Raw genomic sequence first — 14640 nt, forward strand, 5'->3', positions numbered from 1 at the left:
TCAACCCCGCCGACTGGCGCGCCGGCTGCGGTAGGTATCGAGTACCACGGCAATCACGATCACGGCACCGGTGATGATGCGCTTGGTCGGTTCCGTGGCACCGATCTGCGCCAGGCCAGCCGCCAGTACCGAAATAATCAACACACCAAAGAAAGTACTGATTACCGAGCCGCGCCCGCCCATCAGGCTGGTGCCGCCGATCACCACAGCCGCAATCACTTGCAGCTCCAGGCCGGAGCCGGCGTTCGGGTCCGCCGCTTCCAGGCGCGAAATCTGGAACAGCGCCGCCACGCCGGCCAGCAGGCCCATGAGGCTGAACACCAGGATCTTGTAGGGCTTTGGATTGATCCCCGCCAGGCGCACGGCCTCTTCGTTGGTGCCGATACCTATCAGGTAACGACCAAACACAGTACGGGTCAACACCAGCTGCGCGACGATGATCACCAGCAACGCGATGATGAACGACGGCGAGATACCAAAGGCAATCGGGTTGGACAGCCAGGCGAACGAATCCCCGATGTAGGCGGTGCGCGAGCCGGTCATCTGGTAGGCGACGCCCCGGGCCATTTCCAGCACGCCGAGGGAGACGATAAACGACGGAATGCGCCAGGCCACGGTGATCGAGCCGGTGATGGTGCCGGCCAAGGCCGCACAGCCCATGCCCAGTACGGCAGCCGGCAACACGCTCCAGCCCCAGCCGAGGATCGCCACGCTGACGGCCGATGCAGCCAGTGCCAGCACCGAGCCCACCGACAGGTCGATCCCGCCGATGATCAGGATGAAAGTCATGCCCACCGCCAGCACCATGAGGTCCGGAATCTGGTTGGCCAGGGTACTGAAGGTGTCATAGGACAGGAAGTGATCGCTGAGCACCGAGAACAGCGCAATCATCGCCAGCAAGGCACCCGCAAGACCCAGGTAGGTACCCAGGCCATAGAAGTTGCCGCCGGTCTTGCCAGGGGAAGTTGTGGTTTTCATGGGGTATCCCTAAGCACTGCGTCGTTGAGCAGCGCATCACGTTTCTGATAGCCGGCGAAGGCGGCGGCGAGCAATTCATCCTGGGTCCAGCTGTCGCGCTCGAACGTCTCGATCAAGCGCCCGGCGGACAATACACCGATGCGATCGCAGATCAGCATGAGCTCACGCAGGTCGCTGGACACCACCACCAGCGCTTTGCCCTGGCGGGTCAACTCGCCCAGCAAGGCATAAATATCGAACTTGGCACCCACGTCGATGCCGCGGGTTGGCTCGTCGAACAGCATCACCGAGCAGTCGCGCTCCAGCCAGCGGCCAATCACCACCTTCTGCTGGTTACCGCCGGACAGTTCGGAGACCAACTGCGCCGGACTGGAACTGCGGATGCGCATGGCGTCAATCTGACGCTTGGCCAAGGCGGTTTCGTCGCGGCTGTTGACCACCCCACCGCCAGAGATTTCCGGCATATTGCCCAGAGCGATGTTGGCGCTGATGGACTGGGTCAGCAGCAGCCCTTCACCCTTGCGGTCTTCGGTGATCAGGGCAATGCCGTGGCCTACCGCGTCCACGGGCGAGCGGATGCTCACCACCTGGGCCGGCGAACCGAGCGCCACGGTGCCGCTGTCGGCCAGGTCGGCGCCGAAGATCAGGCGCAACAATTCAGTACGGCCGGCACCGATCAGGCCGGAGATGCCATAGATCTCGCCCGCACGCACTTCAAAGGACACGTCGCGGACCTTGTCCGAGCGGGTCAGGCCTTTTACGGTCAGCGCCGGCCCCCCGATGGTTCGCGGGCCCAGGTCGATGTGCTCGCCCAGCTCACGACCGACCATCAAGGTGACCAGTTGCTCGCTGTTGTAGTTGGCCATCGGCTCGACACAGACCAGCTTGCCGTCGCGCAGTACCGCAATACGTTGGGCAACACGGGCCAGCTCTTCCAGCCGGTGCGAAATATAGATGATCGCCACGCCCCTGGCCTGCAGACGGGTGATCTGTTCGAACAGCATCTCGACTTCACGGGCCGTGAGCATGGCCGTGGGTTCGTCAAGGATCAGTACGTGACAATCGCCGATCAGGTTGCGTGCGATTTCGACCATTTGCTGATGACCAATGCCCAGGCTGCCAACCAGAGTGTCAGGGTCGATAGCGTCCAGCCCGACCTGGGCCATGGCCTCGACCGCCGCCTTGCGCAGTTGCTTGCGGCTGATCCAGCCGCAGTGGCTGGGCAGGTTATCCAGGAACAGGTTTTCGGCAACGGTCAGCGTCGGCAGCAGGTTGAGTTCCTGCATGACCATGCGCACGCCCAGCTCTTCAGCCTGGGTGCGGCTGCCAGGGCGATAATCCTGGCCGTTGAACTGCATCTGCCCGGTGGTCGGCGTGACCAGCCCGCCGATGATCTTCGACAAGGTACTTTTGCCTGCGCCGTTTTCACCGGTCAGCGCCAGCACTTCCCCACGATTGAGCGTCAGGGTGATGTCGGACAGAACCGGTTGGGCATAGGTCTTGCCGATACCGCTGACCGAGAGGACAGCGTTCGGGGCGGAAGATGACATAGGAAAATCTCCAGGCGCCCGCCCAGGACGAGCGGGCGCTGTTGGGGTATTGCCGGAATTACTTCTTGAGGACGAGTTCGACCGGGGTCTCGATCACGCCGTCCTTGGCATCGACTTTCTCACCCTTGACCAGCTTGAGCGCATTCTGGATACCGAACACGGCTTGCTGCGCAGCGGCCTGGTCAGCGGTCGCCAGCACACGACCGTCCTGCAGCATCGGCTTGATGGCTTCGATGTTGTCGTAGCCTACGACCAGCACCTTGCCGGCTTTGCCTGCCGCACGCACGGCGGAGACCGCGCCCAGGGCCATGTTGTCGTTACCGGCCAGCAGGGCCTTGAGGTCCGGGTATTCGCTCAGCATGGCGGACGCGACTTTCTGGCCCTGGTCGATTTCCCAGTTGCCGGATTGAGTGGACACAATCTTCATGCCGGCAGCGTCCATCGCGTCCTTGTAGCCTGCGGTACGTTGCTGGGCGTTGGTGGTGGTCGGCACACCTTCGATGATGCCGACCTTGTCACCCGAGGCCAGTTGCTTGGCCAGGTAGTCACCCACCAGTTTCGAGCCTTTACGGTTGTCCGGGCCTACGAACGGGATATCGAGGTTCTTGCTTTTAAGCACATCCGGGTCGAGGCGGTTATCGATGTTGACGACCTTGATACCGGCATCCGAGGCCTTCTTCAGCACGGTGACCAGTGCCTTCGAATCGGCAGGCGCGATCACGATGGCGTTGACCTTGGCGAGGATCATCTGGTTGACGATATCAATCTGCGCGCTGGTGTCGGTTTCGTTCTTGATCCCGTTGGTGATCATGTCGAAATCGGCGGCGTGCTCTTTCTGATACGTCTTGGCACCGTCCTGCATGGTGACGAAGAATTCATTGGCGAGGGATTTCATGACCAGGCCGACCTTGGGTTTGGCGGCGTCATCGGCAAATGCAGAGGAGAGAGGCAGGGCAGCGGATGCGGCGGCAAGCACAGCGACAGCAAGAAGACGTCCAGCGAATGGCAGCTTCATGGGTTCACTCCGATCTTATGATTATTGTGAGCAACGCTTGCACCGAAGACCCCTTCGGCAGCCTTCCCACCCGGGGGACTGATACGAGCTGTCACGATACTCAATGAGTACTCCGTGAAACATCTCGCAAACGTTTGCGTTGTTCAAACTATGAGAACCTTGTCGAGATTTGTCAACGGTTGAAAACAGCCTTTCATCCAGGCCGTCCCTCACGCTTGGGCATAGATGCAGCTAAACATCACACACTTCCTATCGTTGTCTGAAACGACAGGCTGGAACGCACCATTCATGCATCCCCCAGAGCCAGGCGATCAACTTTTTCGGACAACCGAACGCAATGCAGTGCGATGTTCGGAAAGCCGGACACCCACATGATCAACAAGCTCGAAAAATCAATATTAACTGTTATAAATCAATAATTTAAATTGTTTTAGCGTTTACGCTGAGCCTGGTATAGATCCTGCTCTACCTCATCACCTCGTGGCATTCAGAACCGCACGGGTGTTCTAGATGAACCTGCTACAGCACTCATCAAAAACCAGAGAGAAAAATAATGAAATCTGCACTGAAGACTTTTGTTCCGGGCGCGTTAGCCCTCCTGCTGTTGTTCCCCGTTGCCGCCCAGGCAAAGGAAGTTGAAACCAAGACCAAACTGTCCAACGTGGTGATCCTCGCCACCGGCGGTACCATTGCCGGCGCCGGTGCCAGCGCAGCCAACAGCGCCACCTACCAGGCAGCGAAAGTCGGTATCGAGCAATTGATCGCTGGTGTTCCTGAGCTTAGCCAGATCGCCAATGTGCGTGGCGAGCAAGTGATGCAAATTGCGTCCGAAAGCATCAACAATGACAACCTGCTGCAACTGGGTCGCCGCGTCGCCGAACTGGCCGACAGCAAGGATGTGGACGGCATCGTGATCACCCACGGTACCGACACCCTGGAAGAAACCGCCTACTTCCTGAACCTGGTGGAGAAAACCGACAAGCCAATCGTGGTGGTCGGCTCCATGCGACCAGGCACCGCCATGTCGGCGGACGGCATGCTCAACCTGTACAACGCTGTGGCCGTGGCCGGCAGCAAGGATGCACGCGGCAAAGGCGTGCTGGTCACCATGAACGACGAGATCCAGTCGGGTCGCGACGTCAGCAAGATGATCAATATCAAGACCGAAGCGTTCAAGAGCCCATGGGGCCCACTGGGCATGGTGGTTGAAGGAAAATCCTACTGGTTCCGCTTGCCGGCCAAGCGTCACACCATGGATTCGGAATTCGATATCAAGAACATCAAGAGCCTGCCGGACGTCGAGATCGCCTATGGCTACGGCAACGTGAGCGACACTGCCTACAAGGCCCTGGCTCAAGCAGGCGCCAAAGCCATCATCCACGCCGGCACTGGCAACGGCTCCGTGTCCTCCAAAGTCGTACCTGCCCTGGTGGAACTGCGCAAACAGGGTGTACAGATCATTCGCTCTTCCCACGTGAATGCCGGTGGCATGGTTCTGCGCAACGCCGAACAGCCTGACGACAAATACGACTGGGTGGCTGCACTCGACCTGAACCCGCAGAAAGCCCGCATCCTGGCCATGGTCGCCTTGACCAAGACCCAAGACAGCAAAGAGCTGCAGCGCATGTTCTGGGAATACTGATTCCTGACTGTCCCCCTGCAGGAGCGAGCATGCTCGCTCCTGCACCATCCCGCCCCGCCCTACACCCAATTGCCTGAATTGCTGTAAGACGAACTTCTTGAATTTTAAGTAGTTGCGAAATCGCCTACAGTTAAATACTGTATGTGCGTACAGCCTATTAAGGAATACTCCGTGGCAAAGTCCTCTTCCGCAGTGCCAACCGCACCTGATGCCTACGAACGCCTGGCTATTCGCGTGCAAAAGATCATCAATTCAACCAACGCCCAGAAAGCCAAGGCAGCGTTGATCTTCCGTTTGCCGGACGAGCCCGAGGATGAATGGGCGCGCTTGCTGGAGGAAATAGCAGAGAACGACAACGTCACCCTCGCCTATCGTGACGACGGTGGCGTACAGATTTTCTGGGTTGTACCGAAGGAAGATTGATTCAATGAGTGTCCGTTTTATCGCGGTGTGCTGCCTGTTTTTTGCTGTCACCGCCCACGCCCAGGCGCCACGCACGTTCAGTGAAGCCAAGAAAATCGCCTGGAAGCTCTACGCTCCACAATCCACCGAGTTCTATTGCGGTTGCAAGTACACGGGCAATCGCGTGGACTTGAAAGCCTGTGGCTACATCCCCCGCAAAAACGCCAATCGTGCCGCACGCATCGAATGGGAGCACATTGTTCCCGCCTGGCAGATCGGGCATCAGCGCCAATGCTGGCAGGACGGTGGGCGTAAGAACTGCACGCGCCATGATGACGTGTTCAAGCGTGCCGAAGCGGACCTGCACAACCTGGTACCCAGCATCGGTGAGGTCAACGGTGACCGAAATAACTTCAGTTTTGGCTGGCTGCCGGTACAAAGCGGGCAGTATGGGTCTTGCCTGACTCAAGTGGATTTCAAGGCCAAGAAGGTCATGCCGCGCCCTTCCATCCGGGGAATGATCGCCCGCACCTATTTTTATATGAGCAAACAGTACGGCTTGCGACTGTCGAAACAGGATCGCCAGTTGTACGAAGCCTGGAACAAGACCTACCCGGTGCAGGCCTGGGAGCGCCAGCGTAACCAGACAGTGGCGTGTGTGATGGGGCGCGGCAATGAGTTTGTCGGCCCGGTGAATCTGAAAGCCTGTAGTTGAAAATGGGCGAAACTCCCGCCCACCCGGCGCGTTACTGTGCCGCCTTGTGCTCGATAACCTGCGATTCGGTATCGGTTTTCTTGGCGCGCGCCATTTTCTCGTTGAGCAGTGCCTGCTTGGCCTCCGCTTCAGCCTTGGTCGCGAACGGCCCCAGCAAGACTTCGTCCTTGCCGTCAACCTTCACGATGTAAAAGTTGAAACCATGTTCCAGCAACCAGGCCGTAAGGTCGGTGATGGCCTGTAGCTTGTGGTCCGGCGGCCCGACCCACACATCCCATTCCTGGGCAGCAATCGCGCCGGTTCGAGGCTGGTTTTCGGTCACGACAGGCTTGCTCCTGGGGGCCTCCACGCGTTTGCCCTCACCGCAACCGGCCAATGCCAACACCGCCATTGCCATCGCTACTTTACGCACTGCCCTGCTCCTTTAAAGATAAAGAGGCGACTTTATCATTCACTGTCTATTCTGGCCGTCATAAACGTTGGCTTAAACAATGCGAATCATGTATCGCAGACCTGTATGATGCCGCCATGGGAATTAATGTCGCCTCTATGCGTCCTAAAAAGAGGCAGTCACAGGGAAGCGCTTAGCAGTAAGCTACACACATCCGACACCTGCCCTGTCTGAAACATGTGTCCTTAAAAGTAATCAAGGAGAAGTCCATGCTGATACTCACCCGCAAAGTTGGTGAAAGCATAAACATCGGTGATGACATCACGATCACCATCCTGGGCGTCAGCGGCCAGCAAGTAAGAATCGGCATCAACGCACCCAAGGATGTTGCCGTGCATCGCGAGGAGATCTACCAGCGCATCCAGGCCGGTTTGACTGCCCCGGACAAAAACCAGACGCCTTGAAGCGCCCTCAGTAGCCAGCCCTTTCGTGCACTGTAATGGCTGGCGAAAACCTCTTCACACCGCTCTTGTCATTGCTGCGTGACTGACGCCACCAATGCGTTCATCTTCATGGAAAGATGAAACTGTCTTCACGCCCGGAACTTGTTGTTTCATTCTCAGCCGAATCTTCTGACTGACACTCAGCCATCCGTGTGCATTCAGGAGCATGTCGATGCGGCCCAGGCCCCCACCGCCATTTGCCTACACGTCTTGGATGATCGCCTTATCGATAGGATGGGTCTTCGCAGGGCTGGCCTATGGTTTGAAGTATGCAATCGAAGGCTCCGGCTCCGCCGCTCCTCATTCGGGGCTGGACTTGGCGCTGCTGCTTTGCGGGTACTTGTTCCTGTTTTGTCTCAAACCTATCCAGAAGTCCGTGCAACGCAGGTTGTGCCGGCAAACGCGTCAGTGATATCGCGCTCATCGCTAGCAGGCACCGCTATCAACAGCGTCACAGCACGAGTTTGGCCTTTTCGTATCAGCCCGCCCGACTCTGCAAGTACAACAAGCCGTCTGCGTCACGCTGTACGTCCAACTGCTGGTACCCGTCTATCGAAGGGTGGTCAGTGGCCACAGGCGTGTGATGCGTCGACGTCACGACCATCACATCCGCGCCTGCGGCCTCTCCCGCACGAATACCCACCGCCGCATCTTCAAACACCAGGCATTCCTGCACCGGCACACCCAGGCGTTGCGCCCCCAAAACGTAACAAGCCGGATTCGGCTTGCCGACGGCCACGTCTTCAGCCGTCACCAATACCGCCGGCGGCGCAATGCCCGCTGCTTGCAGTCGGCGCAACGCCAACTCCCTGGGGGCAGAAGTGACCAACGCCCATTGATCACCCGGCAGACGGTTCAGAAACGCCACGGCGCCGGAAATCGCCACAACACCTTCGACATCATTGATTTCAGCCTCGGTGATCCACTGCGCTTCAACCTCGGGATCGACGCCCGGCAATGCCTGGCGCGTAATGGTGTCGATCGCGCGGGCGCCGTGAATAGTCGTCAAAAAAGCCGCCACATCCAGCCCATGACGTTCAGCCCAGATGCTCCACACCCGCTCGGCAGCGGCAATGGAGTTGAGCAAGGTCCCATCCATATCAAACAAAAAGGCACGGTAACGGCGGTTGAACACGGCTGAAGCTCGGATAGACACTGAGCGAATTCCTCATGGGCGGAAAAATGATAGGCCGATGCAATCTACGGATCACCTCGGTGCTTGTAAACGCTACCGAGGTGATCCGTAGATTGCATTACAGGTTTGTAATGGAGCGGTAAGTCTTACCAGCACCCTCACTTCATACAGTGGAATCGTCAGTCACCCACACCGGATGACGCCACTTCCTACTGATGAAAAGGGTCCCCCCATGAAACCTGCAAGCAAACTCTGCCTGATCGCCGCCAGCCTGCTGATGCTGGGCACGGGCACCGCCATGGCCGGCAACGTGGCGCCAGTCAAAGCCGATAACGTGGTGCTGGTGCATGGTTCCTGGGCTGACGGCTCGAGCTGGTCCGAGGTGATCACCCGCCTCCAGGCCGCCGGTCTGCATGTCACTGCCGTGCAGAACCCGCTGACCTCGGTGGCCGACGACGTGGCCGCCACCAACCGTGTACTGGACCAGCAAGACGGCCCCACCGTGCTGGTCGGCCACTCCTACGCCGGCACCGTGGTCAGCGACGCCGGGGCCAACCCGAAGGTCAGCGCCCTGGTGTACGTGGCCGCCCGCGCGCCGGACGCCAATGAAGACTTTGTCGCACTCTCGGCAAAGTATCCGAGCATGCCGGTGCGGGCCGGCGTTGAAGACCACGACGGCTACCTCACCCTGAGCCAGGAGGCCTTCCTCAAATACTTTGCCGGCGATGTGCCGCATGCCAAGGCCATGGAGCTGTACGCCGTGCAGCAGCCCATCGCCAAGACCCTGTTCAGCGGTCGCACCGTCAACGCCGCCTGGCACACCAAGCCTTCCTGGTATGCAGTGTCGGCGAATGACCAGACCATCAATCCGGACCTGGAGCGCTTCCTCGCCAAGCGCATGAACGCCACCACCATCGAGCTGCCTTCGAGCCACCTGTCGCTGGTGTCCCACGCCAAGGAAATCACCGACCTGATCCTCGAGGCCTCTGGCCGCCAGCCCTGAGCCGCGCATTACAAACTTGTCATCATCCTGTTGGTTGGCTGTTCGGGGTGCCTGGTTACCGTGAACTCACTGTCACGATCTGGCAGCCAACCCTTTAAGAGAGATACCACCATGAAACTGTTTGTCCTCGGTTTTACCGCTCTGCTCGCTACCGGTTCCGTGCTTGCCGCAGAACCTGTGATCCATGACAAAACCGGCTTCTTCGTGCACCTGGATGTGGCCAAAGTGCTGTCGAGCACCGACACCTACGGCCAATGCGGCATCGTCCCGGCGCGCCTCGACTACCTGGACAGCCAGGGTCGCGAACATGTGTTGGACTACCAGGTCCAGGGCATCGGTTGCGCCAGCGACAATTGATCGGGCTACACTTGCGCCACGCATTGAGACAGGGCACTTCCCATGAACATTCTTGTAGTCGAAGACGAACCCAAGGCCGGCAATTACCTGCTCAACGGCCTGCAGGAACTGGGTTACTCCGTCAGCCTCGCCCGTGACGGCGTGGACGGTTTGCATCAGGCCCTGGAAACAGCGTTCGACGTGATCGTGCTGGATGTGATGATGCCGAAAATGGACGGCTGGGAGGTGCTGCGCCGCCTGCGAAAGGAAGCCGATACGCCGGTACTTTTCCTGACGGCTCGCGACGACATTGCCGACCGCATCAAGGGCCTGGAGCTGGGTGCCGATGATTACCTGATCAAGCCTTTTTCCTTCGCTGAACTGGTGGCACGCTTACGAACCCTGACCCGTCGCGGCCCAAGCCGGGAAGAGGAACAACTGCAGATCGCCGACCTGCAAATCGACGTGCTCAAACGCCGTGTCACCCGCGCCGGCACCCGCATCACCCTGACCAACAAAGAGTTCGCCTTGCTGCACCTGTTCGCCACTCATCAGGACCAGGTGCTGTCCCGCTCGCTGATCGCCTCGCGGGTGTGGGACATGAATTTCGACAGCGACACCAACGTGGTCGACGTGGCCGTACGGCGCCTGCGCCTGAAAATCGACGACCCGTTCCAGCTCAAGCTGATCCACAGCGTGCGTGGCATCGGCTACCGTTTCGATACCCAGCCATGAACACACGCCGTCATTACTCCCTGACCCTGCGCCTGGCGTTGATCTTCGCCCTCCTCGCCTTCGCCCTGCTGGCGACCCTCGGTGTGGCGCTGTATCGCGAACTGGAGCGGGAATTGATCATGCGTGACGACGCGGCCTTGATCTACCGCATCGATCAGTTGCGCAACCTGCTCAATGACAGCAACACCCTGGACCTGATCAAGACCAAGCCGGAGTTGTTCCAGAACATGCTCGGCAACCGCGAATCGGTACTGAGCATCGCCGCGCCAGGACAGAAGCCATTGCTGACGGTCAATCCCGGCAATATCGACCTGCCTTCCATACCCCCGGTCCCCAAGAACCACGAACTGACGCTCGCCGACGTACACCATTTTCCCAGCATCAACGGCGTACCCTTCGCCACCGTCGCCGCGTCCATCGACTCCGGCGACCTGGGCAGCCTGCAAGTCACCACGGGGCGCCTGATGACCGAGCGCACCAGCGTACTCGCCAGCTATCGCCTGAGCGTTTATATCCTGGCGAGCATTGCCGCACTCATCCTGGCCCTGGTCGGCTACCTGCTGGTTCATCGCGGGCTGTTACCGTTGCGACGCCTGGCCCGGCACGCTCAAGGCATTGGCGTCGGCAACCTCGCTGAACGCCTCGACAGCCACGGTGCGCCTAAAGAACTGCTGCCGATGATTGATTCATTCAATACCATGCTTGAGCGGCTGGCCAAGGGCTTTGTCCAACTGGGTCAGGTGTCCACCGACATGGCCCACGAGCTGCGCACCCCCATCAACAATTTGCTGGGGGAAACACAGGTCGCCCTTCAACAGCACCGCAGCATTGAAAGTTATCAGCAGTTGTTGGCGTCCAATGTGGAAGAGCTTGAACGCCTGGCGCGGATGCTCGATAACATGCTGTTCCTCGCGCGCACCGACCCGGCCAGTGCTTTGCGGCAACGCCAGGAACTCAGTGCCTGGGACGAGGTGGAGCGCATCGCCGAGTACTTTGAGGGCTTGGCGGGTGATGCGGATATCAGCATTCACGCCGAAGGTGAAGGCGTGATCTGGGCGGAGCCGATGCTGCTGCGCAGGGCGCTGGCGAACCTGTGCGCCAACGCCATCAAATATGGTGCGCCACGTACCGAGCTGGAGATCCGCGCGGTGCCAAGCGCCGATGGCATTCACCTGAGGGTCAGCAATCAGGGCGAGACCATCGCCGCCGAGCATCTGCCGCGGCTGTTCGAACGGTTTTACCGGGTGGATGAGTCACGGGAACGTTCTGCACAGTCCAACGGGTTGGGATTATCGATTGTGGCAACCATCATGCAACTGCATAACGGGCGGTACAGCGTAAGCAGTGAGGCAGGTGTGACGTGTTTTGAGTTGTTCTTTCCTAGACGGGAAGATTGAGCGCAAACGCCCGGTGTTATTTTGCAAAGGTTTGTCTCTTAACACTGGTCGCGAGCCAGACTAGTCTCGCTTCCCAAGGGGCTCAAGGGAGAGCCGGCAGCGGTAAAATTATGGAGATCCTGAAATGGAAATGCGATTAGGTTTACTGGAAAAGGGGCTGGCTGAAATGAATGAGAAGCTGATCACCGTTTCGAGCAAGGCAGACGCCATGGACAAGCACTTCGCTTCCAAGGCAGACCTGGCAACTACTGAACTGAACCTTATCAAATGGTACGTGGCAACCGCATTCGCCATGACAGGCCTGGCTTGCGCTATCACCTTCGGGCTTACCCGACTGTTTGCGATTTGAGGAGCGTCGGGGCGATCAGCTGACCTGCCCGCCCGCTTCCTCTGCATCCACCGGTGTTTGCCACGCCGCCAGCACAGCTGTCTGCAGCCCCGCAACCAATGTATCCAACGCCATTGAGGGCCGCTGTGAATCTGCCACCTGCTCTGGCAGAAAAGGTACGTGGATAAACCCACTGCGTACCCCAGAACCTGCGAGCGCATGCTGCAACAGATAAAACACCTGGTTGCACACAAATGTCCCAGCCGTCTGCGATACCGAGGCCGCGACTCCCGCGTCGCGCACAGCCTTGACCATCGCCTTGATCGGCAAGGTCGTGAAGTAGGCCGCCGGGCCGCCGGCTACGACAGCCGTATCGATAGGCTGCTCCCCGAGGTTATCGGGGATGCGTGCATCATTGATATTGATCGCCACCCGTTCGACTGAGATATCGCTACGCCCAGGCCCCAGGCCAGTCGCAATCACCATCGCCGGGTGCAACTCGTCGATCAGCCCGGTCAGGCAAGCGCCCGCCGTGGCAAATGCGCAAGGCAGCAATCGCGCAACAATCTGCACATCGCTTCCCAGTCGCACGCCGTCCAGTTGGCGCACGGCTTCCCAGGAGGGGTTCACCCGGTCTTGATCAAAGGGCTCGAAACCCGTCAGCAGTACAATTTGCATCACGGCCTCACATCAACAGATAAAGCAGCACAATATTGACCACCAGCATCATCAACGCGGTCGGAAGCTGGGCCTTGATTACCGCATTCTTGTCCGGCAGCTCGAGCAACGCCGCCGGGACGATATTGAAGTTGGCTGCCATCGGGGTCATCAGGGTACCGCAGTAGCCGGAGAACATACCGATCGCCGCCATCACCGCGGGGTTACCGCCATAGATACCCACCAACACCGGCACGCCGACACCGCCGGTCATTACAGGGAAAGCTGCAAAGCCATTCCCCATGATCACCGTAAACAACGCCATGCCCAGCACATAGACGATCACCGCCACCAACTTGAAATCAAGGTTGATATAGGTAGTGGTGACATGCGCGACAGCCGTACCAACCCCGGCTTCGTTGAACAGTAAACCCAGCATTGCCAGCATCTGCGGCAGCACCATGGCCCAGCCCAGCGCTTCAGTCAGGCGACGGGATTCACGCAAGGCCTGCACCGGCGTATCACGGGTCAACCAACACGCCAAGCCAAGGGCGATCAGGCAGCCGATACCGAGAGAAACGAAGGTCGTGTTTTTCGGGTCCAGCAACGGCACTCCGCCGATCTCGGTGTGCTTGAGCAACACCGATCCGATCACCGTGGTCAGCGGGATCGCCAACGCCGGGATGAACAGCTTGTGCCCCAGGCGACCAGCACTGGCACGGGATGCCTTGTCGTGCAGCTCGGCATGCTTGCCACGGCCGACGCCGCCCATGCCGGCTATCAAGGCCATGACCACTATGCCTACCCCGATAGCCACCGACGGCAGACGCTCACCGATCAGGAATGGAATGGCGAACAACAGCCAGAACAATGCACTGGTCCAGCGTTTGGGATGGGTGCGATCCATCAGGATCATGCCCGCCGTGATCAGCAGCAGAACCCCGGCCAGCCAATACAGGTATTGAATGGAAATAATCATTGTGCGGCCTCCACGGGTGCAGCGGCCGGCGTCATCTCTCGGGTGAGCCTTCGGTCAAACCGATGCAGGCGGATCGCGTGAATGATGAAGGCGCAGATCGCCGTAGGAATCCCCCATACCGCAATATGCAGCGGCTCCACATCAATCCCCGAGCCCAGCAGGAAGGTGTGCATCAAGGCGATTGCACCGAAGGCGACAAAGATATCCTCACCAAAAAACAGGCCGACATTGTCAGTTGCCGCGCACATCGCTAGCACTTTATGACGCAGTTTGTCGGGAAGTTTGCCGTAGCGTTTTTCCGCTGCACCTTCAGCCATCGGCGCCAGCAGCGGACGCACCATCTGCGGATGCCCGCCCAGGCTGGTCAAGCCCATGGCGGCCGTGGATTCACGCACAAACAGATAGATGATCAACAAGCGCCCGACCGTGGCGCGCTCGAACCGTGCAATCCAATTCTGCGCATGCAGGCGCAGCCCATGCCGCTCCAGCAGTCCAATGACCGCCAAGGGCAGCAACAGAATCAATTGCAGGGCACGGGTCTGAAGGAAGCCATCGCCCATGGTGGCGAGGATTTTTTCCAGGGGGAAATGGGCGGCAAGCCCGGTGGCGATAGCGGCGGCGGTGACCACCAACAGAGGGTTGATACGCAATACAAAGCCAACCACGATCACCAGTACGCCGATCAACGGCCATAAGTTCACAACAGTTTGCATGGCGGTGAGGTCCTTAAGTGCGCGCTGCGGCGCCATTACAGCAGGATGTGAACAAAGGGTTCACAGCAGGAAGTGGCGTGCAGTCGGCTCGGTTTTTTTATTGTTGACCCAGAAGGTCGAGCGTCAGTGGCGGCAACTTTGCTGCCTGGGGGCGGGAGGTG

17 protein-coding genes are annotated in these 14640 nt (G+C 59.1%); 9 read left to right on the forward strand and 8 right to left on the reverse strand.

The features are described from left to right. From K5K89_RS19395 to K5K89_RS19405, 3 genes are read right to left on the reverse strand one after another with little or no spacing between them, the layout of a single operon-like run. Entirely contained in the window at positions 1–978 is a 978-nt protein-coding gene (locus K5K89_RS19395) for an ABC transporter permease (protein WP_017528200.1), read from the reverse strand. Continuing rightward, a complete protein-coding gene (locus K5K89_RS19400; RefSeq protein ID WP_071492193.1) occupies positions 975–2528 on the reverse strand; it encodes a sugar ABC transporter ATP-binding protein in 1554 nt (517 codons plus the stop codon). Before K5K89_RS19400 ends, K5K89_RS19395 begins: the two co-directional genes overlap by 4 nt. 58 nt (positions 2529–2586) lie before the next feature. Further along, positions 2587–3543, reverse strand: coding sequence for a sugar ABC transporter substrate-binding protein (locus K5K89_RS19405; protein ID WP_016978157.1), 957 nt, complete (start codon positions 3541–3543; stop codon positions 2587–2589). 553 nt (positions 3544–4096) lie between these two features. Between K5K89_RS19405 and K5K89_RS19410 the strand changes: the two genes are divergently transcribed. The 3 genes from K5K89_RS19410 (at position 4097) to K5K89_RS19420 (ending at position 6302) form a co-directional block, all read left to right on the forward strand. Next, positions 4097–5185 carry an asparaginase gene (locus K5K89_RS19410; protein WP_071492194.1) on the forward strand — a complete coding sequence of 363 codons (1089 nt, stop codon included), beginning with the start codon at positions 4097–4099 and terminating at the stop codon, positions 5183–5185. Between the two features lie 171 nt (positions 5186–5356). Continuing rightward, positions 5357–5608, forward strand: coding sequence for a DUF1654 domain-containing protein (locus K5K89_RS19415; protein WP_083351486.1), 252 nt, complete (start codon positions 5357–5359; stop codon positions 5606–5608). 4 nt (positions 5609–5612) lie between these two features. Next, the gene (locus K5K89_RS19420; RefSeq protein WP_071492196.1) at positions 5613–6302 is read left to right on the forward strand and encodes an endonuclease; all 690 of its coding nucleotides are present in this window, start codon (positions 5613–5615) and stop codon (positions 6300–6302) included. A 31-nt stretch (positions 6303–6333) separates the two neighbouring features. On the opposite strand, the gene K5K89_RS19425 is transcribed toward K5K89_RS19420, so the two are convergent. Further along, complete coding sequence (locus K5K89_RS19425) at positions 6334–6699, reverse strand: penicillin-binding protein activator LpoB (RefSeq protein WP_071492197.1); 366 nt, start codon at positions 6697–6699, stop codon at positions 6334–6336. 263 nt (positions 6700–6962) lie between these two features. On the opposite strand from K5K89_RS19425, the gene csrA reads away from it, so the two are divergent. Further along, the gene (csrA, locus tag K5K89_RS19430) at positions 6963–7157 is read left to right on the forward strand and encodes a carbon storage regulator CsrA (RefSeq protein WP_003192511.1); all 195 of its coding nucleotides are present in this window, start codon (positions 6963–6965) and stop codon (positions 7155–7157) included. A gap of 517 nt (positions 7158–7674) precedes the next feature. Here csrA and K5K89_RS19435 read toward each other — a convergent pair. Further along, positions 7675–8352, reverse strand: a complete 678-nt coding sequence (locus K5K89_RS19435; protein WP_222540074.1) for an HAD-IA family hydrolase — start codon at positions 8350–8352, stop codon at positions 7675–7677. A gap of 211 nt (positions 8353–8563) precedes the next feature. Here K5K89_RS19435 and K5K89_RS19440 point away from each other — a divergent pair, with 211 nt between their 5' ends. From K5K89_RS19440 to K5K89_RS19460, 5 genes are all read left to right on the forward strand, one after another. Continuing rightward, positions 8564–9334, forward strand: coding sequence for an alpha/beta fold hydrolase (locus K5K89_RS19440; protein WP_222540075.1), 771 nt, complete (start codon positions 8564–8566; stop codon positions 9332–9334). 111 nt (positions 9335–9445) lie between these two features. After that, positions 9446–9691, forward strand: a complete 246-nt coding sequence (locus K5K89_RS19445; protein WP_071492201.1) for a DUF2790 domain-containing protein — start codon at positions 9446–9448, stop codon at positions 9689–9691. A gap of 42 nt (positions 9692–9733) precedes the next feature. Next, complete coding sequence (locus tag K5K89_RS19450; RefSeq protein WP_071492202.1) at positions 9734–10405, forward strand: heavy metal response regulator transcription factor; 672 nt, start codon at positions 9734–9736, stop codon at positions 10403–10405. Next, the gene (locus K5K89_RS19455) at positions 10402–11802 is read left to right on the forward strand and encodes a heavy metal sensor histidine kinase (protein ID WP_222540076.1); all 1401 of its coding nucleotides are present in this window, start codon (positions 10402–10404) and stop codon (positions 11800–11802) included. Before K5K89_RS19450 ends, K5K89_RS19455 begins: the two co-directional genes overlap by 4 nt. A 124-nt stretch (positions 11803–11926) precedes the next feature. Further along, positions 11927–12151 (forward strand): hypothetical protein, encoded by a 225-nt coding sequence (locus K5K89_RS19460; protein ID WP_058426270.1) that lies wholly within the window; start codon positions 11927–11929, stop codon positions 12149–12151. Between the two features lie 15 nt (positions 12152–12166). Here K5K89_RS19460 and pcp read toward each other — a convergent pair whose 3' ends face one another. The 3 genes from pcp to K5K89_RS19475 are packed head-to-tail and all read right to left on the reverse strand — an operon-like array spanning position 12167 to position 14479. Beyond that, the gene (pcp, locus tag K5K89_RS19465; RefSeq protein WP_093124617.1) at positions 12167–12808 is read right to left on the reverse strand and encodes a pyroglutamyl-peptidase I; all 642 of its coding nucleotides are present in this window, start codon (positions 12806–12808) and stop codon (positions 12167–12169) included. Between the two features lie 7 nt (positions 12809–12815). Then, positions 12816–13766 carry a DUF979 domain-containing protein gene (locus K5K89_RS19470; protein ID WP_071492205.1) on the reverse strand — a complete coding sequence of 317 codons (951 nt, stop codon included), beginning with the start codon at positions 13764–13766 and terminating at the stop codon, positions 12816–12818. Next, the gene (locus K5K89_RS19475; protein WP_222540077.1) at positions 13763–14479 is read right to left on the reverse strand and encodes a DUF969 domain-containing protein; all 717 of its coding nucleotides are present in this window, start codon (positions 14477–14479) and stop codon (positions 13763–13765) included. Before K5K89_RS19475 ends, K5K89_RS19470 begins: the two co-directional genes overlap by 4 nt. Positions 14480–14640 lie beyond the last annotated feature (161 nt).

This window comes from Pseudomonas sp. DR208, from assembly GCF_019823005.1.
Lineage (GTDB): Bacteria > Pseudomonadota > Gammaproteobacteria > Pseudomonadales > Pseudomonadaceae > Aquipseudomonas > Aquipseudomonas extremorientalis.

Bases quoted from the DNA above. Each gene is read 5' to 3' on its own strand.
- K5K89_RS19475 (WP_222540077.1), bottom strand. From the start codon at position 14,479: ATGCAAACTGTTGTGAACTTATGGCCGTTGATCGGCGTACTGGTGATC.
- K5K89_RS19445 (WP_071492201.1), top strand. From the start codon at position 9,446: ATGAAACTGTTTGTCCTCGGTTTTACCGCTCTGCTCGCTACCGGTTCC.
- K5K89_RS19420 (WP_071492196.1), top strand. From the start codon at position 5,613: ATGAGTGTCCGTTTTATCGCGGTGTGCTGCCTGTTTTTTGCTGTCACC.
- K5K89_RS19470 (WP_071492205.1), bottom strand. From the start codon at position 13,766: ATGATTATTTCCATTCAATACCTGTATTGGCTGGCCGGGGTTCTGCTG.
- K5K89_RS19410 (WP_071492194.1), top strand. From the start codon at position 4,097: ATGAAATCTGCACTGAAGACTTTTGTTCCGGGCGCGTTAGCCCTCCTG.
- K5K89_RS19455 (WP_222540076.1), top strand. From the start codon at position 10,402: ATGAACACACGCCGTCATTACTCCCTGACCCTGCGCCTGGCGTTGATC.
- K5K89_RS19405 (WP_016978157.1), bottom strand. From the start codon at position 3,543: ATGAAGCTGCCATTCGCTGGACGTCTTCTTGCTGTCGCTGTGCTTGCC.
- csrA (WP_003192511.1), top strand. From the start codon at position 6,963: ATGCTGATACTCACCCGCAAAGTTGGTGAAAGCATAAACATCGGTGAT.
- pcp (WP_093124617.1), bottom strand. From the start codon at position 12,808: ATGCAAATTGTACTGCTGACGGGTTTCGAGCCCTTTGATCAAGACCGG.
- K5K89_RS19425 (WP_071492197.1), bottom strand. From the start codon at position 6,699: ATGGCAATGGCGGTGTTGGCATTGGCCGGTTGCGGTGAGGGCAAACGC.
- K5K89_RS19450 (WP_071492202.1), top strand. From the start codon at position 9,734: ATGAACATTCTTGTAGTCGAAGACGAACCCAAGGCCGGCAATTACCTG.
- K5K89_RS19395 (WP_017528200.1), bottom strand. From the start codon at position 978: ATGAAAACCACAACTTCCCCTGGCAAGACCGGCGGCAACTTCTATGGC.
- K5K89_RS19440 (WP_222540075.1), top strand. From the start codon at position 8,564: ATGAAACCTGCAAGCAAACTCTGCCTGATCGCCGCCAGCCTGCTGATG.
- K5K89_RS19460 (WP_058426270.1), top strand. From the start codon at position 11,927: ATGGAAATGCGATTAGGTTTACTGGAAAAGGGGCTGGCTGAAATGAAT.
- K5K89_RS19400 (WP_071492193.1), bottom strand. From the start codon at position 2,528: ATGTCATCTTCCGCCCCGAACGCTGTCCTCTCGGTCAGCGGTATCGGC.